Here is a 23,324-nt window from a genome sequence, read left to right on the forward strand (position 1 = left end):
GCCTACTGCTCCCAGTAGGGAACGGGCCCGTAGAGCGTGGCGAGATAATCGATGAACAGGCGCACCTTGGCCGGCAGGAACTGCCGGCTCGGGTAAACCGCCGACAGCGTCAGGTTCTTCGAACCTTCCCATTGCGGCAGCACCTGCACCAACTGGCCGCTGCGCAGCTCCGGGCCGATATCCCAGGTCGAGCGTAGCGCGATGCCGGCACCGGCGATCACCGCCGCGCGTACGATCTCCGACGAGTTGGTCACAAGCGGTCCTTCGGGATGCCAGACCAGCGAGCCTTCGGGGCCTTCGAGCTTCCAGTTGTCGTTGTTGTGGGCGGGCAGGCAGAAATGTCGGGCGAGTTCGCCGATCTCGGTCGGCGCGCCGTTGCGGGCAATGTAATCGGGCGAGGCGCAGAGCAGCCGGCGGACCGGCGCGAGCTTGCGCGCCACCAGGCTCGAATCGGTCAGTTCGCCGATGCGCACCGCCATGTCGAAGCCGTCGGCGACGATATCGGTGAAGTCGTCGGTCAGCACGATATGCAGCTTGAGGTCCAGATGGTCCTTCATGAAGCCGGTCAGATGTGGCGCGATATGCATGCGTCCGAAGGATGTGGGCGCCGAAATGCGAAGCACGCCCTGTGCCTGCGAAGAACGCCCCGAGGCATAGGCTTCCGCCTCCTCGATGCCCGTCAGGATACCAAGCACCCGGTCGTAGAAGCCCTGTCCCGCCTCGGTCAGCGAGATCTGCCGGGTGGTGCGCTGCAGGAGCCGCGTGCCCAGCCGATCTTCCAGCCGCTTGATGCGTTTGGAGATGACCGCCGGCGAAAAGCCGAGCGTCCGTCCGGCCGCCGACATGCTGCCTGTGGAAACGACGCGTGCAAAAATCTCAAGATCGCCTAAATTCGTCATCAATCGTTGCCATTGTTTCCGAAATGGAAAAACTCAATAGCATTTGCGAGGGCGCAGTCCTAGTGGTAAAGAAAATGAACCAATTGACATCCGGGCGGAGGATTTGATGGCGGAAACGATCGGCTTTCTGCAGCCAAGACCTGCCGTCATTGCCCGGCGTCGCGAGATCGCCGCCGATCTGGCTGACCTGCTGCCGGCAGGCTGTCTCATCAGCGACGAGCGCGGGTTGAAGCCGTTCGAGACCGATGCCTTCATCGCCTATCGCCGCATGCCACTTCTTGTCGCCTTGCCCGAGACGACCGAACAGGTCGCAGCAGTGCTCAAATATTGCAGCCGCTACAACATTCCCGTCGTGCCGCGCGGTGCGGGCACGTCGCTTTCCGGCGGCGCCATCCCGCAGGAAGACGCTGTCGTGATCGGGCTGTCGAAGATGTCGCGGATCCTCGACGTCGACTTCTTCAACCGCACCGCGACGGTGCAGGCGGGCGTCACCAATCTCAACATTTCCGAAGCCGTTTCCGCCGACGGCTTCTTCTACGCGCCCGATCCGAGTTCGCAGCTCGCCTGCACCATCGGCGGCAATATCGGCATGAATTCCGGCGGCGCCCATTGCCTGAAATACGGCGTCACCACCAACAATCTCCTGGGCGTCAAGATGGTGCTGTTTGATGGCACGATCGTCGACATCGGCGGCAAGGCGCTCGATGCCGCGGGCTACGATCTGCTCGGTCTCATCTGCGGTTCGGAGGGGCAACTCGGCATCGTGACAGAAGCAACCGTGCGGCTGATCGCCAAGCCCGAAGGCGCCCGCCCGGTGCTGTTCGGATTTGCCTCGTCGGAAGCGGCCGGCGCCTGCGTCGCCGACGTCATCGGTTCGGGCATCGTTCCGGTCGCCATCGAGTTCATGGACAAGCCGGCGATCGAGATCTGCGAAGCCTTTGCCCATGCCGGCTATCCCCTGGATGTCGAGGCGCTACTGATCGTCGAGGTGGAGGGCTCAGAAGCCGAGATGGATGCGATGCTTGTCAGCATCATCGAGGTTGCCCGTCGCCATGGCGTCACCACCATCAAGGAAAGCCAGTCGGCGCTCGAGGCGGCGCTGATCTGGAAGGGGCGCAAGTCGGCATTCGGCGCGACCGGACGCATCGCCGATTACATCTGCATGGACGGCACGGTGCCGCTCAGCCAGCTCTCCCACGTTCTGCGCCGCACCGGCGAGATTGTCGCCTCCTATGGCCTGCGCGTCGCCAATGTCTTTCATGCCGGCGACGGCAACATGCACCCGCTGATCCTCTACAACATCAACGACCCCGAGGATGCGGCGCGCGCCGAAAGTGCGGGCAACGATATCCTCAAGCTCTGCGTTGACGCCGGCGGGTGCCTTACTGGCGAACATGGCGTCGGTATCGAGAAGCGCGATCTCATGCTGCATCAGTTCACCCAGACCGATCTCGACCAGCAGATGGCGGCGCGCGCCGCCTTCGATCCGCAATGGATCCTGAACCCATCCAAGGTCTTTCCGCTCGAAGGGCGCCCCGCCGCATGATCGTGCATTTCGAACCCGCGAGCGAAGAGGGGATCGCGACAGTCGTTCGGGCGATGGCCGCTGAAAGGGCGTCGCTTGCCGTCATCGGCGGCGGTACGCGATCCGGTCTCGGCAATCCCGTGCGTGCCGATCGGGTGCTGTCCACCCGTCGCCTCTCCGGCATCGTCAGTTACAATCCGGCAGAAATGACCGTCAGCGCGCTTGCCGGCACACCACTCTCCGAGATTGAGGCGGCACTCGCCGAAAACCGGCAGATGCTGTCCTTCGAGCCGATGGACCATCGCCCGGTCTTTGCAACGACCGGCGAGCCGACGATCGGCGGGGTCTTTGCGGCAAATGTCTCCGGGCCGCGGCGGATTATCGCCGGCGCCGCCCGCGACAGCCTGCTCGGCGTGCGCTTCGTCAATGGCAGCGGCGATGCGATCAAGGCTGGCGGCCGGGTGATGAAGAACGTCACCGGCCTCGACCTGGTCAAGCTGCTGGCCGGCTCGCACGGCACGCTCGGCATTCTGACCGAGGTGACATTTCGCGTGCTGCCGAAGCCGCCGACCTCAGAGACCGTCGTGGTCTCCGGCTTGAACGATGCGGAGGCTGCGGCCGTGATGGCGGAAGCCATGGCGCAGACGGTCGAGGTTTCGGGGGCTGCGCATCTGGCCGAAAGCGTGCGCGGCCGGTTCATCGGCGGTGGCCTGCCGGATGGCGCCGCGACCGTGCTTCGGCTCGAGGGTTTGCCGGCGTCTGTCTCGATCCGCGCCGAAAAACTGGCAAAGGCGCTCGAAAGGTTTGGCGCGGTCACGCGGCTCGACGGGGAACGGACGGCGGTGCTCTGGTCGGAGATCCGTGATGTGAAACCCTATGCCGACGGTACGGACCGACCCCTCTGGCGCGTCTCGGTGGCGCCCTCGGCAGGCCATCAGCTGGTGGCCGCCTTGCGGCTGCAAACCGGGGTCGATGCCTTCTACGACTGGCAGGGCGGACTTGTGTGGTTGCGCATGGAAGCCGATCCCGAGGCGGCGCTGGTGCGCCGTTACATCAAGGCACTCGGCGGCGGCCATGCGACCCTCGTTCGCGCGAACGACGGTTTCCGCGCGGCCATCCCATCGTTCGAGCCGCAGCCGGCGCCCGTCGCGCTCTTGAGCGAACGCGTGCGAGAGAAATTCGACCCGCAGCGGATCTTCAATCCCGGCCGGATGCAGGCCGTCTCCTGAAAAACCGACACATGAGCAGACAGGGAGGTATCGATGAGTGACAATGGTCCGCAGGCTCCGCTTCCCAGAGAGACCGATCGCTGGCTGGAGCCCGGAAAGATCAACGTCCAGGTCATCTATGTGCTCTACCTCGTAGCTTTTGCCGTCGGGATCACGGCCATCATCGGTGTGGTCATCGCCTATCTCAATCGCGGCAAGGGGGCGCCCTGGGTCCAGACGCATTATACCTGGGCGATCCGGACGTTCTGGATCGCAGTGCTGTTCAGCGTCATCTCGGCTCTGTTGATGGTCTTGCTGATCGGGTTCCTGGGGTTTATCGCCACCGCCGTGTGGATCGTCGTGCGCTGTGTTGTCGGGCTGCAACGCGCCGCCCGCGAAGAGCCGATCAGCAATCCCGAAAGCTGGATGGTCTAATCGCGCGCCGCGCGGAACCAGTGCCGCCTTGCGAGAACGGCACGCGAATACAAGAGCTTGAAGCCGCAAACGATCTCCGGGGGATCGCGATGCGCATCAGGGGCAGGGCCCCGACATTGGAGTAAGCGTTTGCAGACCAATTTTACGCCCGCGCAGCTTGCCGATCCGCATGTGGCCGAATCCGAGGCCATCCTGCGCAAGTGCGTACATTGCGGTTTTTGCACCGCCACCTGTCCCACCTATGTGACGCTCGGCGACGAGCTCGACAGCCCGCGCGGTCGCATCTACCTCATCAAGGACATGCTGGAAAACGGCCGGGCCGCCGACACCGAGACCGTGACCCATATCGATCGCTGTCTGTCCTGTCTTGCCTGCACGACAACGTGCCCGTCGGGTGTCGACTACATGCATCTGGTCGATCACGCCCGCGTTCACATTGAAAAGACCTACAAGCGGCCGTTGAAGGACAGGCTGGCCCGCGCGGTTCTGGCGCAGGTTCTGCCTTACCCCTCGCGCTTTCGCTTCGCATTGAAGGCGGCGGCTCTTGGAAGGCCCTTTGCCAGTGTCCTAAAACGAGTGGCGGCGCTCAAGACCTTTGGCGTGATGCTCGATCTGGCGCCGAAGGCGGTGCCGGAGCCTTCGATAACTGCGGTACCGGGCACGCATGCCCCCAGCGGCAAGCGCGTCGGCCGCGTCGCGCTTTTGAACGGTTGCGCCCAGCCGGTATTGAAGCCGGAGATCAACGAGGCAACCATCCGCCTCCTCACCCGTCTCGGCATCGAGGTGGTCGTCTCTCCCGGGGAGGGCTGTTGCGGTGCGCTGGTGCATCACATGGGGCGGGAAGGCCAGGCGCTCGCTGCCGCCCGGCGCAATGTCGATGCCTGGCTGAGTGTGGCGGAGGAGGGTGGTCTCGATGCGATCATCATCACCGCCTCCGGCTGCGGCACGACGATCAAGGACTACGGCCACATGCTGCGCCTCGACCCCGCCTATGCGGAAAAGGCGGCACGGGTCTCGGCCATGGCGAAGGACATCACCGAATATCTGGCGACGCTCGACCTGCCGGCGCAAGACCCGCGCGGCATGACGGTCACCTATCATTCCGCCTGTTCGATGCAGCACGGCCAGAAGATCACCATGGCACCGAAGCAACTGTTGAAGCAGGCGGGATTCGTCGTGCGCGATCCGGCCGAAGGCCATCTCTGTTGCGGCTCGGCCGGCACCTACAACATCCTGCAGCCGGAGATCTCTGAAAAGCTGAAAGCCCGCAAGGTGAAAAACCTTACGGCGACCAAGCCCGATGTGATCGCCACCGGCAACATCGGCTGCATCACCCAAATCGCCACCGGTACGTCCATCCCGATCGTCCACACGGTGGAACTGCTCGACTGGGCCTATGCCGGCGCCAAGCCAGCCGGATTGTAAAACGAAAAATGCCGGCGCCATGCGCCGGCATTCGTGTCTCAGGCAAGCGGATCAGCCGCCGAAGATCTGGCGGAAGATGTCGACGCCGCGGTCGTTGAAGTAGGTATCGCCGGTCTTGCTGCCAGGCCCGATGACGATGACCTTGGTGCCGACGTCGGCGCGCTCATAGAGGTGCTCGACGTCGTCGTTCATCATGCGGATGCAGCCGGAAGACATGTTCTGGCCGATCGTCCACGGCTGGTTGGTGCCATGGATGCGGAAGATCGTGTCGCGGCCGCCCTTGTAGAGATACATGGCGCGCGCGCCGAGCGGGTTGTCGATGCCGCCCTCCTGGGTGACCGGCAGGATGCGGCCCTTGGCCGCTTCGCGTACACGCATTTCCTTTGGCGGCGTCCAGGTCGGCCATTCCGCCTTGCGACCCACTTTCACCACGCCCGACCAGCCGAAGCCTTCCCGGCCGACGCCGATGCCGTAGCGGGTCGCGCGGTTCGGCCCGTCGATGTAGTAGAGAAACTTGTTGTTGGTATCGACAATGATCGTGCCCGGAGCTTCGTCGGTGCTGAAGCGAACCTTGGTGCGCCAGAACTGTTTCGGCGGCTTTTTCTGTGCCGCGACAAGAACGACATCGCTGCTCTTGGGAGTGCTTGAGGATGTCGGCGCTGGCGTGAAAGCCTGGGCATTGGCGGCGGCAAGAATAGTGCTGGTCGCGATGACGATCGCGACCAAATTGCTGGCATGACGTTTCATATATGATTCCCTCTGAGCCCTCGTTACATCAAGGCTATGCAAAACGACCCGAAGTGCAAGTCCGGGACACAACCGATAGATCAAACGTGATCACGGATTTTGTATCTTGGGCCTCGCCTGTTGCCTGAAGATCACGAACAGACAACAGCAAGACGTGCGGAGCGGGGGGAATATTCTATGGTCGGTGTCAATTATATGACGATAACCTTCGTGCCGACATTCACCCGTTCATAGAGATCGACCACATCCTCGTTGCGCATGCGGATGCAACCTGACGAAACGGCGTAACCGATCGTCCAGGGCGCATTGGTGCCGTGGATGCGGTAGAGCGTCGAGCCGAGATACATGGCGCGGGCGCCAAGCGGATTTTCCGGGCCGCCGTCCATGCGTGCCGGCAGGTAGTGACCTTTGGCCGCTTCGCGCGAAATCATTTCCTTCGGCGGCGTCCAGCTCGGCCATTCCGCCTTGCGCGTGACCTTGTGGGCGCCGGCCCATTCGAAGCCCGGCTTGCCGACGCCGACACCGTAACGGCGCGCCTGGCCGTTGCCGGTGACGAGATAGAGGAAGCGATTGTTGGTATCGATGACGATCGTGCCGGCCTTTTCCTTGCCGTCATAGGCGACAGTCTGCGGCAGGTACTGCGGATCGAATTTCGACTTGACGGGGCGCTGGGCGGCGCGGGTGGCGTTGACCGGCTGGACCAGCGGCGCGCCGACGCGGCGCTTTGCCTGCGGCTGCACCGTCTGGCCCTGATAAAACTGTTTTCGGGTGGTTGCCGGAATCTGCTGGCGGTAGAGGACCCGGCGCGCCTGCTGTGGCTGGCCGCCGAGCTGCATGACCCACGGGGCAGTCAGGTCGGGGCTGACGATCACCGGCGGCCGGTTTTGGTACCGGTCCTGGGCTTCCACCTGGCCCGCGACGAGGGTGAGCATGGATGCGGCTACAAGAAGGGATTTTTTTAACATCGGACGGACTCGCTACCTTTCGCCGAAACGTATCAAAATGGCGCGGCCAGCCGGAGAACGGGTCTCCTGGACGGTCGGCATGCGCCTTGGCAATGCGGCGATCGTGTCATCGCGGCGCCACGGAATGGTAAACGGCAGCCTGTCAAAGGGGCGAAGCGCCGATAAAGCTTTGGGTAGGGTTATCCGTCGCTTTAGGAATCTGGTTTGTGAATGGTAAATGGGCAGGAACAGGATGAAACGGGGCGGATGATGACGACCAAGGGCATAATGATCGGCGAAGACGGCCTTGGGCGCTGCGCCTGGCAGAGCAATCTCGACGACTACAGACGTTATCACGACGAGGAGTGGGGACGGCCGGTGACGGACGACCGACGCCTGTTCGAGAAGATCTGCCTCGAAGGCTTTCAATCCGGCCTCTCCTGGCTGACGATCCTCAGGAAGCGCGAAGCGTTCCGCGCCGCCTTCGCCGGCTTCGACTTCGATGAGGTCGCGACCTTCGGCGACGCCGACATCGAGCGCTGCCTTGGCGATACCGGCATCGTGCGCCATCGCGGCAAGATCGTTTCGACCATCAACAACGCCCGGCGTGCCCAGGCGCTCAAAGCCGAATTCGGCTCGCTTGCCGCCTATTTCTGGTCGCACGAACCGGGTGTCGACGAGCGGCCCGCATTTGTCAGCTACGAGGTGATCGCCGCCAACCCGACGACACCGACCTCGACGCGCATCTCCAAGGATCTGAAGAAGCGCGGCTGGACCTTTGTCGGCCCGACGACGATCTATGCCTTCATGCAGGCCATGGGCCTCGTCAATGATCACATCGAAGGCTGCCATTGCCGTGGCGTGGTCGAGGGCCTGAGGCAGGGCCTCTCGCGGCCGGTGCCGCAACTGGCTTGAGTATTCTTGGTCGCGGCTCGCAAAGATAGGCGAGCAGGGTCGAAGGCGCAGGCAAGAAGGCGCTTTGCGCCGCGCAAACCCTTGCCGCCCATGCCTCGATCCGGTAGGGAAAGCTCCAAACCCGCTGACAGCCCGGAATGCTCCCCATGACCGAGAAACAAAAGAAACCGCAGAAGCTCAAGGCGCGCCTGCCGCGCGGCTTCGTCGATCGTTCGGCCAACGATATTCGCGCCACCGACGAGATGATCGTCAAGATCCGCGAAGTCTACGAGCGGTACGGTTTCGATCCGGTCGAAACGCCGCTGTTCGAATACACGGACGCGCTGGGCAAGTTCCTGCCCGACAGCGATCGCCCGAACGAGGGCGTGTTCTCGCTGACGGACGACGACGACCAGTGGATGTCGCTGCGCTACGACCTGACGGCGCCGCTTGCGCGCCACGTTGCCGAGAACTTCAACGAGATCCAGCTGCCCTTCCGCACCTATCGTGCCGGCTATGTTTTCCGCAACGAGAAGCCAGGCCCGGGCCGGTTCCGTCAGTTCATGCAGTTCGATGCCGACACGGTCGGTGCCGCCGGCGTCCAGGCGGACGCCGAAATGTGCATGATGATGGCCGATACCATGGAAGCGCTCGGCATCAAGCGCGGCGACTACGTGATCCGCGTCAACAACCGCAAGGTTCTCGACGGCGTCATGGAGGCGATCGGGCTTGGCGGCGACGACAAGGCTAATGATCGCCTGACGGTGCTGCGCGCCATCGACAAGCTCGACAAGTTCGGCCCCGAAGGTGTGCGCCTGCTGCTCGGCGAGGGCCGCAAGGACGAAAGCGGCGACTTCACCAAGGGTGCAGGACTGAGCAGCGAGCAGATCGACAAGGTCCTGTTCTTTGTCGGCATCCAGAACTATGCCGAAAGCGCCGACGACCTCGCAGCACTCGTGTCAGGCACCGCCAAGGGCGGCGAGGGTGTCCAGGAACTCAACACCATCCGCAGCCTGGTTGTCAGCGCCGGCTATGAGGCCGACCGCATCAAGATTGACCCTTCGGTCGTTCGCGGCCTCGAATATTACACCGGCCCGGTTTTCGAGGCCGAGCTACAGTTTGCCGTCACCAACGAGAAGGGCGAAAAGGTCGTCTTCGGTTCGGTCGGCGGCGGCGGTCGCTACGACGGTCTCGTCTCGCGCTTCATGGGCCAGCCGGTTCCGGCCACAGGGTTCTCGATCGGCGTCTCGCGCCTGATGACCGCGCTCAAGAACCTCGGCAAGCTCGGTTCGGCCGAGGTTGTCGCTCCGGTTGTCGTATGCGTCATGGATCGTGACATCGACAGCATGGGCCACTACCAGCGCTTCGTGCAGCAGCTTCGCCATGCCGGCATTCGCGCCGAGATGTACCAGGGCAACAAGAAGAATTTCGGCGACCAGCTGAAATACGCCGACCGTCGCGGTGCGCCGCTGGCGATAATCCAGGGCGGCGACGAGCGCGCTGCTGGTCTGGTACAGATCAAGGACCTGATCGAGGGCAAGCGCCTCTCGGGCGAAATCGAGGACAATGCGGCCTGGCGCGAGGCGCGGGTGGCGCAGGTCTCGGTGCCAACAGGCGATCTCGTTGAAAAGGTGCGTGAGATGCTCGCGGCACAGGCCGAGGATCGGGCAAGGGCTGGCTGACGGCGATGCCTCTGATCAACCTTCCCGCTTTCTCCGCTGACCTGCTTGCCGACTTCGAACGTCTCGGCACGCTCCGGGTCGACACGCCGGTGATCCAGCCGGCCGAACCATTTCTCGCCATGGCCGGCGAGGATCTTCGTCGCCGCATCTTCATGACCGAGAGCGAGACCGGCGAGAGCCTCTGCCTGCGGCCGGAATTCACCATTCCCGTCTGCCTTCGCCACATCGAAACGGCGACGGGCACGCCCAAGCGCTATGCCTATCTTGGCGAAGTGTTCCGCCAGCGCCGCGAAGGCGGCAATGAATTCTATCAGGCCGGCATCGAGGATCTCGGCGATACCGATATCGCCGCTTCCGACGCGCGTGCGGTCGGCAATGCCATGCGGGTGGTTGCCAATCGGCTTCCCGGCCGCAGCCTGACGGTAACGCTCGGCGACCAGGCGGTGTTCGAAGCGGTCGTTGGTGCCTGCGGCCTTCCCGGCGGTTGGCAGAAGCGGTTGATTCACGCCTTCGGCGATCAGAAACATCTGCAAAAGCTGCTGGCCGAGCTTGCCGATCCTAAAGCCGCTGGCGTCTTCGGGCCCGAAGTCGAGCGACTCGCGATCAATGGCATGCTCGATGACGAGGCGCGGCTTGTCGCCCATATCGGCGAAACCATGGAGGCAACCGGCTATTCGACCAATGCCAGCCGCTCTCCGCAGGACATTGCCCGCCGGCTCAAGGAAAAGATGGAGCTGGCCAATACAAGGCTCGATCCGGAAACGCTGGACCTCGTGCGTGAATTCCTGGCGCTCGACATGCCGCTCGCAGAAGCGCCGGCCGCCCTTTTCCGCTTTGCCGAGAAGACCGGCCTGACGCTCGACGGCGCACTCTCGCGTTTCGACGCCCGGGTGGCAGCGCTTGCCGCTGTCGGTGCCGACGTCTCCGTCATTCGCTATCGCGCCGCCTTTGGCCGCCCGCTCGATTATTACACAGGTCTCGTCTTCGAAGTCGAAGTCGAGGGCACACAGGCCGTGCTTGCCGGTGGCGGGCGCTTCGACCGGCTTCTGACCCTGTTGGGCGCGCAGGAGCATATCCCCGCCGTCGGCTTCTCGCTCTGGCTCGACCGGATCGAAGCGGCAATCGCTGCCAGCGGAGGTGCCGCATGACCATCACCATCGCTCTACCGTCCAAGGGGCGGATGAAGGACGACGCCTCGGCGATCTTCGAGCGCGCCGGCATGAAGATCGTCGCCGTTGGCAACGACCGCTCCTATCGCGGTCGCGTCGAAGGCTGGGATGATGTCGAGATCGCCTTCCTGTCCGCCTCCGAGATCTCGCGCGAACTCGGCAACGGCTCGATCGATTTCGGCGTTACGGGAGAGGACCTTGTGCGTGAGGGCCTTGCCAATGCCGACGCCCGCGTCGAATTCTGCGCCCGCCTCGGCTTCGGCCATGCCGACGTCGTCGTCGCCGTTCCGGAGATCTGGTACGACGTCGACACCATGGCCGATCTCGGCGACGTCGCCGCCGACTTCCGCGCCCGCCATGGCCGGCGCCTGGCGATCGCCACCAAATACTGGCGGCTGACGCAAAACCATTTCTCCGGCAGTCACGGCATCCAGCTCTACCGGATCGTCGAAAGCCTCGGCGCGACCGAGGGCGCGCCGGCGTCCGGCTCGGCCGATATCATCGTCGACATCACCTCGACCGGCTCGACCCTCGTTGCCAACCACCTGAAGATCCTGACCGACGGCGTCATCCTCCGGTCGGAAGCCTGCCTGGTGCGTGCCCGCAAGCCGGCGCATGATAGTGACCCGGTCGTCGGCCGCATTCTTTCGGCCGTGCGCGACGCGCTTTGAACTCTGAAACGCGCCGCGCCGGTATGCTTCCGGGCGGCAGCTATCAGCCTTTGGAGACGTGCACCCAGCCGCCGGTCTCGCCGGCGAGCACGCCCTGGTCGGCGGGCGCCGGGCGCTGCATGGCCTTGAACAGGGTTTCGGTCGCCGTCCAGTAGGGCACGTACCACTCGCGATCGATGTCCATAACCAGCACGCGGTCGTGCGTCGCATCGTAGGCGCCAATCGGCGAGACATGCGGGCCATCCCAGTCGCCGGTGACCACGCCCTGGTTGAAGTAGACGACGATCATGTCGTTGGCCGACTTTTCGTTTTCGGCAAGTGCCTTGCGGAAGGCGTCGAGTGTGGCGTTCGCATCGGGACCGACATGGTTGGCGGAAACCGTCGCCTTGATGTCGAATGACCTGAGGCTTGCATCCGTCTGCGCGACAAGCTCTGAGAAAAGAACGCCGTCACCGTCCTCCTTCGTCTGCTCACGCCATTTGCGGCTGTCGACGGCTTCCAGCAATCCCTCCTGAGTGACCAGATTGTCTTGCGACCCGCCGGGCAGACCGCGCAACGCGTTCGTCAGCATTGCGAGCGAGGCGAGCGAACAAGCACTCGATGTCTGCTGCGGCACGTAGAAGGATGCCATCGCCCAATAGTCGGGGGCCGCCGACATCCGCAGATGGCCGTTGTCGACGGTAACCGGCACGGCCATGGGGCCGAACTTCGGCTTGTTCGTCTCCTCGGCGTGAAGCGGTTGGGCAAGCGCCATCAGGCTGATAAGGGCAAGCCAGCGGGTGGACTTTTCTAGCATGTTTTCCTCGTTGATCGCCGCCCGCGAGCGCGGGCCGTATCGTCCTCGTCCGGACGAGGCGATTAACGCAGCGCAGTAAATTTTGCCTCACCGGCTGACAAATGCGCATGAATGACCTTATCTACGCGGCGCAAGCGGCGGGCGCTGCCTGCGCCGTTCGTTTCGAGGAGCATTTGATGGCCGATCTTTCCGCCTTTCCGATCACCAAGCGTTGGCCCGCGAAGAACCCTGGTATCGTCCAGCTTTATTCCTTGCCGACGCCGAACGGCGTGAAAATCTCGATTGTGCTCGAAGAACTGGGATTGCCCTATGAGCCGCATCGGATTTCCTTCGACACCAACGACCAGAAATCGGTCGAATTCCTGTCGCTCAATCCGAACGGACGCATTCCGGCGATCATCGACCCGAACGGCCCTGGCGGTAAGCCGATCGGCCTCTTCGAGTCCGGAGCCATCCTTCTCTATCTTGCGGAAAAGACAGGGAAACTTCTGCCTTCGGATGCGGCCGCTCGCTATGAGACGATCTGCTGGGTGATGTTCCAGATGGGCGGCGTCGGCCCGATGCTCGGGCAGTTCGGCCACTTCTTCAAATTCGCTGCCGACAAGGTCGCCAACAATTCTTATCCGGTCGAGCGCTACCGCGATGAATCGAAGCGGCTGCTGAGCGTTCTGGAGGGCAGGCTTCAGGGACGGCAATGGCTGATGGGTGAGGAGTATACCATCGCCGATATCGCCACCTATCCCTGGGTGGAGGGCGCGCGCCGGTTTTATGGTGGCGCCGACGAACTCGATTACAGGAGTTTCCCCAACGTGATGGCCTGGGTCGAGCGTGGTCTGGCGCGTCCTGCGGCGCAAAAGGGCATGGAAATCCCCGCCAAGGGTTGAGCGATCGGTGGGCATGGCCGTTCGTACGAGTTGACGAGGCTCGGGCGGAAAGGCTACGCCTTGTTGTACGGACGGATAAATGACGGGTGAGAGCGTGACCGGAAGGCTTGTTGTAATCGGTGGTGGTCAGGCCGCCTTTGCGTTGGTCGCCAAACTGCGGGCGTTGAAGGACGAAAGGCCGATCACCATCGTCGCGTCCGAGGCTAGTCTGCCCTATCAGCGTCCACCGTTGTCCAAGAAATTCCTGCTTCGCGAGATGAGCCTCGACCGGCTGCTCTATCGGCCTGAGGCCTGGTACGGCGAGCACAATGTCGACGTCAGGCTATCGACCACTGTAACGGAACTCGACCGCGTCGCCCGCCGCGTGACACTGAGCGACGGAACGTCGCTCGACTACGAGACCCTGGCATTTGCAACCGGCGCCACCCCACGCCGTTTGCCGGCGTCGGTCGGCGGCGACCTGGACGGTGTTTTCACAGTCCGCGATTTCAGGGATGCCGATCTCCTGGCCGAAGAGATGAAGCCCGGCAAGCGGGCGCTCGTCGTTGGCGGCGGCTACATTGGCCTCGAGGCTGCCGCGGTCGCGCGTACGCTCGGGCTCGAGGTGACGGTCATCGAGATGGCCGACCGCATCCTGCAACGCGTTGCGTCCGCCGCGACGTCGGGCATCGTGCGCGAAATTCATCGGTCGCGCGGTGTCGACATCCGCGAGGCAACGGGCCTGAACCGGCTGATCGGCGAAAATGGCCGCGTGACCAGCGTCGAATTGTCCGATGGCTCGGTGCTGCCGGTCGATCTCGTCATCGTCGGCATCGGCGTCACCGCCAACGATCACCTTGCGCATGGCGCCGGCCTCGAAACCGCTGGCGGCATCGTTGTCGACAGCCATGGGCGGACCGCCGACCCGGCGATTTTCGCAATGGGCGATTGCGCCGTTCAGCCCTGGGACAACACGCGTATCCGCCTGGAATCGGTGCAGAATGCCGTGGATCAGGCCGAGGCTGTTGCCGCCGTAATTGCCGGCGGGACGGAGCCCTATGCGCCAAAACCGTGGTTCTGGTCCGACCAGTATGACGTGAAACTACAGATTGCCGGTTTTGGCCTCGGTCACGACGAAACCATCGTTCGCCCCGGCCAGCGCGAAGGCAGCGTATCGGTCTGGTATTTCCGCGAGGGAAAGCTCATCGCCGTCGACGCCATCAACGATGCCAAGGCCTATGTCACCGGCAAGAAGCTGCTGGAAACGGGCATCCATCCGGACAGGGCCGTCATTGCCGATCCGCAGTCGGATCTGAAGGCGCTTTTGGCACAGGCCTAGCCGCACGACCGTCACGGTCTCATTGAGCCGGTTTGAGATGCTCAACTACAAGGCGGTGGCGTTTCAACCTTCGTTAAGGACGAAAGCATCGTCCAGTTTCCAAACGGCGGTTGCGTGCTGACTTTCACCATTCCTTAAATGGCAGGACGCCAACAGAAGCGATGAACCGGAAGTGGGAAACCACTTTCGGACCAGAAGTTTCATTTAGGCGTTTGGCGATGTTCAAGGTTCTCACATGCCTCGTGGTCGAGCATGATCTCAAGCTGGTCGTGCTCGCTGCCCTGATCTGCTTCCTCTCAAGCTACGGTGCCGTGACCTTGCTGCAGCGAGGGCGTGCATCTGCAGGCAAGGCGAGGGCGATCTGGGCGGTAGCTGCCGGCATAGCCAGCGGCTTCGGCATCTGGGCAACCCACTTCATCGCGATGCTTGCCTATGATCCGGGCGTCGTGCTCGGCTATCAGATCGATCTGACGGCCCTGTCGCTGGCCGTCGCGGTCGTTCTGACGACGATGGCGCTTCTGATCGCCACCTATGCGCAGGGGGCTGTCTCCTGGATCGTCGGCGGCATCGTTCTCGGCTTCGGTGTGGCCTGCATGCATTTCCTCGGCATGGCAGCACTCGATGTTCCCGGTCGCATCCGCTGGGACTGGACGCTGGTTGTTGCCTCGATCGTGGCCGGCTCGCTGTTCGATATCGGCGCACTGCGGACCATCGCGTTCGTCGGTCGACCGCTGAAGGCCAAGGTTCTGGCGACGCTGTTCATGACGCTCGGCATCGTCGCCTTGCACTTTACCGCCATGGGCGCCGTGACGATCGAGGCCGATTTTCTGCTGGCGCCACCCCAAGGCATGATACAGCCGCATTTTCTGGCCTTCGTCATCGCCGGAACCGCCTTCTTCCTGCTGACGACGGTTTTGCTTGCCGCCGGCTTCGCACACCATGCCGAGCTTTCGGCCGCCGCTTCCGAACGCGAATTCGCCCGTTTCGTGCGCAGCGTCAAGGATTACGCCATCTACATGCTCGACGTGAAAGGCAACGTTGCGAGCTGGAATGCCGGAGCCGAAGCCAACAAGGGCTATACTGCCGACGAAATCATCGGCCTGAATTTCGCATGTTTCTATTCGCCTGAAGACCAGCGGGTAGGGCTGCCGCAGCGGGCACTCGACGAAGCCTGCGCCAACGGCAAGTTCGAGTGCGAAGGCTGGCGCTACCGCAAGGACGGCACCCGGTTCTGGGCGCATGTGGTGCTCGACCCGTTCCTGCACGACGATGGGACCCATGCGGGTTTCATCAAGATCGTCAAGGACATCACCAAGCAGAGGGCCGATGCGGATCACATCGCCGAAGTGAGCAAGAACCTCGACATCGCGCTCGAGAACATGTCGCAGGGCATCTGCCTCTTCGACAGCGGCGACCGTCTGTTGCTGTCCAATCGGCGCTGCCGCGAGATCTTCGGCTTCACTGAAACGCTCGCCGGAAAGGGACTGACGTTCCATCAGATTCTGGATGAGGTCTTTGCCCGGACATACTCCGATCCGGCAATCGCGCGGGCCAAGTCCGACGAACTCTATCAGAAGCATCGCGTCGATATGGTCGGCAAGGGCGGTGGCGACATCGTCGAAAAGCTGCCCAATGGACGCTCGATCCTGACCAAGCACCGCACCCTTTCCGATGGCGGCTGGGTCAGCACCTACGAGGACATCACCGAGCGCCTCGACAGCGAGGAACAGATTTCGTTCCTTGCCCGCCACGACAGCCTGACTGGCCTTCCGAACCGCTTGCAGTTCAGCAGCTACCTCGAAGAAGAACTCGGCGCGGCTGCCTGGTTCTCACGCAAGGTCGCCGTCATCGGCCTCGACCTCAACAAGTTCAAGGAAGTGAACGACCTGCACGGCCATGCCGCCGGCGACTTTGTGCTTGTCACGATCGCACAGCGAATGAAGTCGCTGCTCCAGGAGGGCGAATTCGTGGCGCGCTTCGGCGGCGACGAGTTTGCTGCCGTCAAGCGCTTCGAGGAGCTGTCGGAGCTCAACGACTTCGTCCGTCGCATCGAAAAGAGCCTGCATGAGGAAATGCGCTTCGGCGATTTCGAGTTGAAGTCCGGTGGTAGCATGGGTGTCGCCATCTATCCGCAGGACGCCGAGACGGCGGAAACGCTGATCAACAATGCCGACCTTGCGATGTACCGCGCCAAGGCGGCGCTCAACCAGACCGTCTGCTTCTACGAGGTGTCGATGGATGAGGCGGCGCGCCAAAGGCGCAGCCTTGCCAACGATCTGTGGGATGCGATCGAGAAGAGGCAGCTGGCACTGCATTATCAGGTGCAGAAGTCGGTGATGTCAGGCGACGTCATCGGTTATGAAGTGCTGCTGCGCTGGAACCATCCGGAGCGCGGCATGGTGCCACCGAACGAGTTCATTCCGCTTGCAGAAGAGTGCGGCGCGATCCTGCCGATCGGCGAGTGGGTTCTGCGCGAGGCCTGCCGAGAAGCGGCAGGATGGCAAAGTGCCCACAAGATCGCCGTCAATCTCTCACCGGTCCAGCTCGCCAACGGCGACATTGTCAGCCTGGTGGAAGCGGTTCTTTCCGAGACCGGCCTCGACCCGAAGCGGCTCGAACTTGAGATCACCGAGTCGACGATCATCGACGACAAGGAGCGTGCGCTGCTCACCCTGCGCCAGATCAAGGAACTGGGTGTCACGATCGCGATCGATGACTTCGGCACAGGCTATTCGTCGCTCGAGACGCTGAGGGCCTTCCCGTTTGACAAGATCAAGCTCGACAAGAGCTTCATGTGGGAAGTCGAGGCAAGCCCGCAGGCAAAGGCAATTGTCCGTGCCATCCTCGCGCTCGGACAGAGCCTCTCCGTTCCTGTTCTGGCCGAAGGCGTCGAGACACAGACGCAGCTCGACATCCTGCAGGCGGAAGGCTGTGACGAAGCGCAAGGCTACCTGCTCGGCCGGCCGGCGCCGATCTCAAGCCTCGTTTCCGGCAAGTCCAAGGTCGCGGCGGCCTGAGGGGACGCCATTGCGCCTTACCCTCGGGGATGCCGCTCCCGCGGTTGCCAAACCTTGCGAAAATGACGAGGCGCGCCTACTGGCGCAGCAGAGCCTTGCCGGCGCCTTCGACGAGGAAGCGTGGAAAGAAGAAGATGCCGTGGATCGTGCCCGAGTAGCGCTCCTCGAGGCCGGAGGATTCGCCGATACAGAACACCGGCTGCTTGTGGCCGGTTTCGAGGCTGATCGTCGTGGAAAAGCAGAACGACGAGCAACTGGTTGCCGCCTGCTCGAAAAGCTCGAGCACGTGATTGCGGTCGGCGGGGTCGTAGCAGCGAACGAAGTTGAGCAGCCCGCACTCGCTCTCGTTGAGACCATGGATCGCGGACGCCTTTTCGCCGAGCCGGAACAGGCCCGTCGACAGATCGCCCGACCAGCCCTCGGACACGCAGAACTGCTCCAGGAATTCCTGATGCGGAAGTCCGGAATGCATCTGTCCCGGGACACCGAGGGGAACTGAATTTGTTCTCGTGATCTTAAACACGGTCTACCCCAGCACGGCCCCTGGCGACTGTCGTTGTTCGACCAGGCGGGCACATCCCCACTATACAACCCTCGCCAACCATCAACCCATAGGAAGAAGAACACGCACGATAAGTCGTTTGCGTCTTTCTGTACGGAAAGGTCACCAAACTGTGACGTAGCTCGCCAAGCGAAATGATTTCGCAGGAAAGGCCGGCTTAATTTGCGATTAAATACTTATATGCTTTGCGTGATATTCTCAAAGAGAGCTTGGACACACAGTTAATATGAAAAGTTTGAGCTATTTTTCGCTCTCTTTAGGCCCGCCATCCAGTCTCTCGTGAATCTCTGTCCACTTGGGGCGTTGTTATAGTTCGTTTTTTTTCGACTTCAACGCTTTTTTAGTGCCGCTACAGCCGCCGGGTAATTTTTCGTGCGGACAGCTTAGGCGTGCGCATCCGATGCGGCCCGCGGATTGCCCGCAAAACAAGAAAGGGCGACCCGAGGGTCGCCCTTTCCGATCCGGATGGATCATCGTGGATCTGCTTGAACAGGTCCGCGACAGAGCTTTCGCCCTATCACATCATGTCCATGCCGCCCGTTCAGCGCGCTTGACGCGCTGAACCGCTCTTAGTGCATGGGCGAAACTTTATGGACAGTGCTGCGATTGGGCTGGCGCCCTATCACATCATGTCCATGCCGCCCATGCCGCCCATGCCGCCCGGCATTGCCGGAGCGTCCTTCTTCGGCAGTTCGGCAATCATGGCTTCCGTCGTGACGAGGAGGCCAGCAACCGAAGCTGCGTCCTGAAGGGCGGTGCGAACGACCTTGACCGGGTCGATGATGCCCATGGCAATCATGTCGCCGTATTCGCCGGTCTGGGCGTTGTAGCCGAAGTTGTCCTGGTCCTTGTCGAGGATCTTGCCGACAACGATCGAAGCTTCGTCACCAGCGTTCTCAGCGATCTGGCGAGCCGGAGCCTGCAGAGCGCGACGAACGATGTTGATGCCGGCTTCCTGGTCGTCGTTCACACCCTTGACAGTGATCTTGACGGAGGAACGCAGCAGGGCAACGCCGCCGCCCGGTACGATGCCTTCCTGAACAGCAGCGCGCGTCGCGTTGAGGGCGTCGTCGATGCGGTCCTTCTTTTCCTTCACTTCAACTTCCGTCGAGCCGCCAACGCGGATCACGGCAACGCCGCCAGCGAGCTTGGCAAGACGTTCCTGCAGCTTCTCGCGGTCGTAGTCGGAGGTGGTGTCTTCGATCTGAGCCTTGATCTGGGCAACGCGGCCTTCGATGTCGCTCTTCTGGCCGGCACCATCGACGATCGTGGTGTTTTCCTTGGAGATCGAAACCTTCTTCGCACGGCCGAGCATGTCGAGCGTGACGCTTTCGAGCTTGATACCGAGGTCTTCCGAGATCACGGTACCACCGGTCAGGATGGCGATGTCTTCGAGCATGGCCTTGCGGCGATCGCCGAAGCCCGGAGCCTTGACGGCAGCAATCTTCAGGCCGCCGCGCAGCTTGTTGACGACGAGCGTTGCAAGAGCTTCGCCTTCGACGTCTTCAGCGATGATCAGGAGCGGCTTGCCGGTCTGAACGACAGCTTCGAGAACCGGGAGCATGGCCTGGAGGTTCGAGAGCTTCTTCTCGTGGAGGAGAACGAAGACGTCGTCGAGGTCAGCGACCATCTTTTCCGGGTTGGTGACGAAGTAGGGGCTGAGGTAGCCGCGGTCGAACTGCATGCCTTCGACGACTTCGAGTTCGGTTTCGGCGGTCTTGGCTTCTTCAACCGTGATGACGCCTTCGTTGCCGACCTTCTGCATCGCTTCTGCGATGTCGAGGCCAATCTGACGCTCGCCGTTGGCCGAGATCGTGCCGACCTGTGCAACTTCTTCCGAAGTGTTGATCTTCTTGGCCTTGGCCTGGAGATCCTTGACGACTTCGCCGACAGCGAGGTCGATGCCGCGCTTCAGGTCCATCGGGTTCATGCCGGCAGCAACTGCCTTGGCGCCTTCGCGAACGATCGCCTGGGCGAGAACCGTTGCAGTCGTGGTGCCGTCGCCGGCGATGTCGTTGGTCTTCGAAGCAACTTCGCGGACCATCTGGGCGCCCATGTTTTCGAACTTGTCTTCGAGTTCGATTTCCTTGGCGACCGATACACCGTCCTTGGTGATGCGCGGAGCGCCGAAGGACTTGTCGATGATGACGTTACGACCCTTCGGGCCGAGCGTGACCTTTACGGCGTCAGCGAGGATGTCCACGCCACGCAGCATCTTTTCGCGCGCGGTGCGGCCGAATTTAATTTCTTTTGCAGCCATTTGAGAAAACTCCCGGGCTCATTGCCCATTGGTTGTCATGGAAAGGTGTGGACGACGGCTGATCAGCCGATGATGCCCATGATGTCGGCTTCCTTCATGATGAGAAGGTCTTCGCCGTTGATCTTGACTTCGGTGCCCGACCACTTGCCGAACAGAACGCGGTCGCCAGCCTTGACGTCGAGCGCGACAACCTTGCCGCTTTCGTCACGGGCGCCCGAGCCAACAGCGACGATTTCGCCTTCCTGCGGCTTTTCCTTTGCGGTGTCCGGAATGATGATGCCGCCCTTTGTCTTTTCCTCAGACTCGACGCGGCGGACGACAACGCGGTCGTGCAGCGGGCGGAAATTGGTGCTTGCCATTAGTCTAATCCCTCGATCAAATGACATTACGGATCGCTCATCGACCCGATGGATGGGTGTTAGCACTCTCATTTGTCGAGTGCTAGCGAGGCCGAGATAAGGCTGGGTCCGAGGCGAGTCAAGGATTGGCCGTTCAAAAAATTTCAGGCGACATGGTTATCGGCGGCGCAGGAAAGGCAACGAACGGCGGCCGAGCCGGAAGGTTGGCTTGCATACGGCATGAAGCAGTCGGAATTTGGGCAGGCCGGTCCAGGAGGCTTTGCCAGGCACCGAGGTTCGGTCCGGTGGCCTTCGCGATGCTTTGGATCAGCGATTTCTGGTTGTTGTGAAGCAGTTCGCATTCGATGTCTGGCGGGCTGCGAGCGGCCTTCTCGGCGCGAGCGGCGATCGCGTGTCGAATCCTTGGGAATGGCAGCGTTTTTCGTGAGGCGAGGCTTGTATTCTCGGCCCTTCCTTGCCATGCAAGCCGGAAACCGAGTTTGCAGGAAGCCCGCATGGCCGCAAGGATCAACAGTTTTCGGGAAATCGCAGGGCGTTATGACGTCGTGCTCTGTGACGTCTGGGGTGTTCTCCACAATGGCGTTCAGGCGTTTGCGTCCGCATGCGAAGCCCTGGCGGAGGCGCGTGCGGCCGGGCTGACGGTCGTGCTCATCACCAACTCGCCGAGGCCCAGCCCAGGCGTCAAGGTGCAGATCCGCGGACTTGGCGTTCCCGATGAAGCCTATGACCGCATCGTCACGTCGGGCGATGTGACGCGCGCGTTGATCGCCGCTGCCGACAAGAAGATCTTCTTCATCGGCGCCGAACGCGATCTGCCGCTGCTCGAAGGGCTCGGTACAGAGATCGTCTCGTCGGAAGATGCCAAGACCGTCGTCTGCGCCGGCTTCTATGATGACGAGACCGAAACGCCGGAACACTACCGTGCGACGCTGACCGGCCTTGCCAAGCGTAAGATCCCCTTCATCTGCGCCAATCCTGATCTGGTGGTCGAGCGCGGACATCGGCTGATCCCCTGCGCCGGCGCCATTGCCAAGCTCTATGAAGAACTGGGCGGCGAAGCCCGCATTGCCGGAAAGCCGTACATCGCCATCTATCGCGCGGCTCTGACGGAGGCCAAGGCCGTGCGCGGCGGGCTCGATCTGACGCGTGTCATTGCCATCGGCGACGGCATGCCGACCGATGTCAAGGGCGCCCAGGATGCTGGCTTCGACCTGCTCTACATCAGTGCCGGCATTCACGCGCAGGAATATATGAACGAAAGCCGGACCGACGAGGCGAAGCTTGCAGCCTTCCTGAAAAAGGAAGGCGCCTCGCCGAAATGGTGGATGCCGAGGCTCGCCTGACGGGAAGATTGAGATGACGGTTTTTCATCGCAACGAAACCCGCGACCCGCTGCCCGAGCATCTGCGCGGCGGCGTTGTCGCCATCGGCAATTTTGATGGCGTGCATCGCGGCCACCAATCAGTGCTGGAACGGGCGCTGGAAGAGGCGAAGGCCCGCGGCGTGCCCGCGCTGGTGTTGACCTTCGAGCCGCATCCGCGCACCGTCTTCCGGCCGGATACGCCGGTTTTCCGGCTGACGCCCGCGCCGCTCAAAGCCCGTATCCTTGAAGGCATGGGGTTCGGTGCCGTCATCGAGTATCCGTTCGACCGCACCTTCTCCGAGCTCTCCGCGTCCGATTTCATCCATCGGGTCCTCCTGGAATGGCTGCATGCCTCGCATGTCGTCACCGGCTTCGATTTCCATTTCGGCAAGGGCCGTGAAGGCGGTCCCGCCTTCCTGATGGCTGCGGGCGGCGACAATGGTTTTGGCGTCACGCTGGTCGATGCCTTCCGCGACGAGAACGCCTCGGTGATCTCCTCGAGCTTCATCCGCTCGCTTCTCGGGCAGGGTGACGTTTCCCATGCGGCCGGTCTGCTCGGCTATCGCTACACGGTCGAGGCGGAGGTGATTGACGGCAAGAAGCTCGGACGGACCCTCGGCTATCCCACGGCCAACATGCGGTTGCCACCCGAGGTCGAGCTTAGGGCTGGCATCTATGCCGTGCGCTTCCGCAGGGCCGACGGCTCGCTTCATGACGGCGTTGCCAGCTTCGGCCGGCGCCCCACCGTCGACAGTGACGGCGAAGCGTTGCTCGAGACCTTCGTCTTCGACTTCTCCGGTGACCTCTATGGCGAAATCTGTTCGGTTTCGTTCTTTGGTCACCTGCGCGACGAACTGAAGTTCGACGGGCTCGATCCGCTGGTGGCGCAGATCCGGCAGGACGAGGAAGAGGCCAGGGCCCTGCTCTCCGGCGTTGCGCCCTTGAGCGACATCGATCGTCGGATCAACTTTGCTTGAAAGAAATCCGCCGTGCCGAAGCGGCGGACCTTTTCAAAAGGCCGAAAACGCCTTAAACAACCGGCCACCATGACCCGGCACCGTCGACTGACCATCGATCAGCGAATTATTGGCCCGGCTTTCCGCGCGCTCTAGGCCGCCGGAAGGTCCGGGATTTTGGCGTTTCCAACGCCCCAGTCATCTCTAGAG

Annotated in this window: 20 protein-coding genes; 13 read left to right on the top strand and 7 right to left on the bottom strand. The window is 62.2% G+C overall.

The window, feature by feature from the left end; all coding sequences use genetic code 11:
• Positions 1–2 precede the first annotated feature (2 nt).
• Positions 3–899 carry a LysR family transcriptional regulator gene (locus AC07UR_RS03880; RefSeq protein ID WP_173419116.1) on the bottom strand — a complete coding sequence of 299 codons (897 nt, stop codon included), beginning with the start codon at positions 897–899 and terminating at the stop codon, positions 3–5.
• Positions 900–1,005: 106 nt separating this feature from the next.
• On the opposite strand from AC07UR_RS03880, the gene AC07UR_RS03885 reads away from it, so the two are divergent.
• The 4 genes from AC07UR_RS03885 to glcF all read left to right on the top strand — a co-directional run bounded on the left by AC07UR_RS03885 (position 1,006) and on the right by glcF (position 5,492).
• On the top strand, positions 1,006–2,445 hold the full coding sequence (locus tag AC07UR_RS03885) for an FAD-linked oxidase C-terminal domain-containing protein (protein WP_209787347.1): 1,440 nt from the start codon (positions 1,006–1,008) through the stop codon (positions 2,443–2,445).
• Positions 2,442–3,653, top strand: a complete 1,212-nt coding sequence (gene glcE / locus AC07UR_RS03890) for a glycolate oxidase subunit GlcE (RefSeq protein ID WP_209787345.1) — start codon at positions 2,442–2,444, stop codon at positions 3,651–3,653. Before AC07UR_RS03885 ends, glcE begins: the two co-directional genes overlap by 4 nt.
• 33 nt (positions 3,654–3,686) lie before the next feature.
• On the top strand, positions 3,687–4,067 hold the full coding sequence (locus AC07UR_RS03895; protein WP_173419119.1) for a DUF4870 family protein: 381 nt from the start codon (positions 3,687–3,689) through the stop codon (positions 4,065–4,067).
• A 129-nt stretch (positions 4,068–4,196) separates the two neighbouring features.
• Positions 4,197–5,492 carry a glycolate oxidase subunit GlcF gene (gene glcF, locus AC07UR_RS03900; RefSeq protein WP_209787343.1) on the top strand — a complete coding sequence of 432 codons (1,296 nt, stop codon included), beginning with the start codon at positions 4,197–4,199 and terminating at the stop codon, positions 5,490–5,492.
• Between the two features lie 51 nt (positions 5,493–5,543).
• On the opposite strand, the gene AC07UR_RS03905 is transcribed toward glcF, so the two are convergent.
• Both AC07UR_RS03905 and AC07UR_RS03910 read right to left on the bottom strand, forming a co-directional pair.
• Complete coding sequence (locus tag AC07UR_RS03905; RefSeq protein ID WP_173419121.1) at positions 5,544–6,239, bottom strand: L,D-transpeptidase; 696 nt, start codon at positions 6,237–6,239, stop codon at positions 5,544–5,546.
• 191 nt (positions 6,240–6,430) lie between these two features.
• A complete protein-coding gene (locus AC07UR_RS03910) occupies positions 6,431–7,204 on the bottom strand; it encodes a L,D-transpeptidase (protein ID WP_209787341.1) in 774 nt (257 codons plus the stop codon).
• Positions 7,205–7,453: 249 nt separating this feature from the next.
• Between AC07UR_RS03910 and AC07UR_RS03915 the strand changes: the two genes are divergently transcribed.
• The 4 genes from AC07UR_RS03915 to hisG all read left to right on the top strand — a co-directional run bounded on the left by AC07UR_RS03915 (position 7,454) and on the right by hisG (position 11,599).
• Positions 7,454–8,098, top strand: a complete 645-nt coding sequence (locus tag AC07UR_RS03915; protein ID WP_173420956.1) for a DNA-3-methyladenine glycosylase I — start codon at positions 7,454–7,456, stop codon at positions 8,096–8,098.
• A gap of 146 nt (positions 8,099–8,244) precedes the next feature.
• Positions 8,245–9,759 carry a histidine--tRNA ligase gene (gene hisS / locus AC07UR_RS03920; protein ID WP_412728314.1) on the top strand — a complete coding sequence of 505 codons (1,515 nt, stop codon included), beginning with the start codon at positions 8,245–8,247 and terminating at the stop codon, positions 9,757–9,759.
• 5 nt (positions 9,760–9,764) lie between these two features.
• Positions 9,765–10,907 carry an ATP phosphoribosyltransferase regulatory subunit gene (locus AC07UR_RS03925; protein WP_209787337.1) on the top strand — a complete coding sequence of 381 codons (1,143 nt, stop codon included), beginning with the start codon at positions 9,765–9,767 and terminating at the stop codon, positions 10,905–10,907.
• Positions 10,904–11,599: an ATP phosphoribosyltransferase gene (hisG, locus tag AC07UR_RS03930; RefSeq protein WP_173419125.1), complete on the top strand. Its 696-nt coding sequence runs from the start codon at positions 10,904–10,906 to the stop codon at positions 11,597–11,599. Before AC07UR_RS03925 ends, hisG begins: the two co-directional genes overlap by 4 nt.
• A 43-nt stretch (positions 11,600–11,642) precedes the next feature.
• On the opposite strand, the gene AC07UR_RS03935 is transcribed toward hisG, so the two are convergent.
• Positions 11,643–12,395 (bottom strand): phytochelatin synthase family protein, encoded by a 753-nt coding sequence (locus AC07UR_RS03935; RefSeq protein ID WP_209787335.1) that lies wholly within the window; start codon positions 12,393–12,395, stop codon positions 11,643–11,645.
• Positions 12,396–12,571: 176 nt separating this feature from the next.
• Here AC07UR_RS03935 and AC07UR_RS03940 point away from each other — a divergent pair, with 176 nt between their 5' ends.
• From AC07UR_RS03940 to AC07UR_RS03950, 3 genes are all read left to right on the top strand, one after another.
• Positions 12,572–13,279 (top strand): glutathione binding-like protein, encoded by a 708-nt coding sequence (locus tag AC07UR_RS03940; RefSeq protein WP_209788491.1) that lies wholly within the window; start codon positions 12,572–12,574, stop codon positions 13,277–13,279.
• A 94-nt stretch (positions 13,280–13,373) separates the two neighbouring features.
• On the top strand, positions 13,374–14,597 hold the full coding sequence (locus AC07UR_RS03945; RefSeq protein WP_209788488.1) for an NAD(P)/FAD-dependent oxidoreductase: 1,224 nt from the start codon (positions 13,374–13,376) through the stop codon (positions 14,595–14,597).
• Between the two features lie 218 nt (positions 14,598–14,815).
• Positions 14,816–17,614, top strand: a complete 2,799-nt coding sequence (locus tag AC07UR_RS03950) for a bifunctional diguanylate cyclase/phosphodiesterase (RefSeq protein WP_209787333.1) — start codon at positions 14,816–14,818, stop codon at positions 17,612–17,614.
• A 76-nt stretch (positions 17,615–17,690) separates the two neighbouring features.
• Here AC07UR_RS03950 and AC07UR_RS03955 read toward each other — a convergent pair whose 3' ends face one another.
• The 3 genes from AC07UR_RS03955 to groES form a co-directional block, all read right to left on the bottom strand.
• On the bottom strand, positions 17,691–18,137 hold the full coding sequence (locus AC07UR_RS03955; protein ID WP_173419129.1) for a hypothetical protein: 447 nt from the start codon (positions 18,135–18,137) through the stop codon (positions 17,691–17,693).
• 661 nt (positions 18,138–18,798) lie between these two features.
• Complete coding sequence (gene groL, locus AC07UR_RS03960) at positions 18,799–20,436, bottom strand: chaperonin GroEL (protein WP_173419130.1); 1,638 nt, start codon at positions 20,434–20,436, stop codon at positions 18,799–18,801.
• A gap of 62 nt (positions 20,437–20,498) precedes the next feature.
• The gene (groES, locus tag AC07UR_RS03965) at positions 20,499–20,795 is read right to left on the bottom strand and encodes a co-chaperone GroES (RefSeq protein WP_004675403.1); all 297 of its coding nucleotides are present in this window, start codon (positions 20,793–20,795) and stop codon (positions 20,499–20,501) included.
• Between the two features lie 494 nt (positions 20,796–21,289).
• Here groES and AC07UR_RS03970 point away from each other — a divergent pair, with 494 nt between their 5' ends.
• Positions 21,290–22,138 (top strand): TIGR01459 family HAD-type hydrolase, encoded by an 849-nt coding sequence (locus tag AC07UR_RS03970; protein ID WP_173419131.1) that lies wholly within the window; start codon positions 21,290–21,292, stop codon positions 22,136–22,138.
• Positions 22,139–22,151: 13 nt separating this feature from the next.
• Entirely contained in the window at positions 22,152–23,135 is a 984-nt protein-coding gene (locus AC07UR_RS03975; RefSeq protein ID WP_209787331.1) for a bifunctional riboflavin kinase/FAD synthetase, read from the top strand.
• Positions 23,136–23,324: the final 189 nt, after the last annotated feature.

This window comes from Ensifer sp. GW821-FHT05G01, from assembly GCF_059419585.1.

Coding starts and splice junctions, on each gene's coding strand:
- groL (WP_173419130.1), bottom strand. CDS start 20,436: ATGGCTGCAAAAGAAATTAAATTCGGCCGCACCGCGCGCGAAAAGATG.
- hisS (WP_412728314.1), top strand. CDS start 8,245: ATGACCGAGAAACAAAAGAAACCGCAGAAGCTCAAGGCGCGCCTGCCG.
- AC07UR_RS03895 (WP_173419119.1), top strand. CDS start 3,687: ATGAGTGACAATGGTCCGCAGGCTCCGCTTCCCAGAGAGACCGATCGC.
- AC07UR_RS03905 (WP_173419121.1), bottom strand. CDS start 6,239: ATGAAACGTCATGCCAGCAATTTGGTCGCGATCGTCATCGCGACCAGC.
- AC07UR_RS03970 (WP_173419131.1), top strand. CDS start 21,290: ATGGCCGCAAGGATCAACAGTTTTCGGGAAATCGCAGGGCGTTATGAC.
- AC07UR_RS03915 (WP_173420956.1), top strand. CDS start 7,454: ATGACGACCAAGGGCATAATGATCGGCGAAGACGGCCTTGGGCGCTGC.
- AC07UR_RS03880 (WP_173419116.1), bottom strand. CDS start 899: ATGACGAATTTAGGCGATCTTGAGATTTTTGCACGCGTCGTTTCCACA.
- AC07UR_RS03910 (WP_209787341.1), bottom strand. CDS start 7,204: ATGTTAAAAAAATCCCTTCTTGTAGCCGCATCCATGCTCACCCTCGTC.
- AC07UR_RS03885 (WP_209787347.1), top strand. CDS start 1,006: ATGGCGGAAACGATCGGCTTTCTGCAGCCAAGACCTGCCGTCATTGCC.
- AC07UR_RS03940 (WP_209788491.1), top strand. CDS start 12,572: ATGGCCGATCTTTCCGCCTTTCCGATCACCAAGCGTTGGCCCGCGAAG.
- AC07UR_RS03975 (WP_209787331.1), top strand. CDS start 22,152: ATGACGGTTTTTCATCGCAACGAAACCCGCGACCCGCTGCCCGAGCAT.
- AC07UR_RS03950 (WP_209787333.1), top strand. CDS start 14,816: ATGTTCAAGGTTCTCACATGCCTCGTGGTCGAGCATGATCTCAAGCTG.
- groES (WP_004675403.1), bottom strand. CDS start 20,795: ATGGCAAGCACCAATTTCCGCCCGCTGCACGACCGCGTTGTCGTCCGC.
- AC07UR_RS03935 (WP_209787335.1), bottom strand. CDS start 12,395: ATGCTAGAAAAGTCCACCCGCTGGCTTGCCCTTATCAGCCTGATGGCG.
- AC07UR_RS03925 (WP_209787337.1), top strand. CDS start 9,765: ATGCCTCTGATCAACCTTCCCGCTTTCTCCGCTGACCTGCTTGCCGAC.
- glcE (WP_209787345.1), top strand. CDS start 2,442: ATGATCGTGCATTTCGAACCCGCGAGCGAAGAGGGGATCGCGACAGTC.
- hisG (WP_173419125.1), top strand. CDS start 10,904: ATGACCATCACCATCGCTCTACCGTCCAAGGGGCGGATGAAGGACGAC.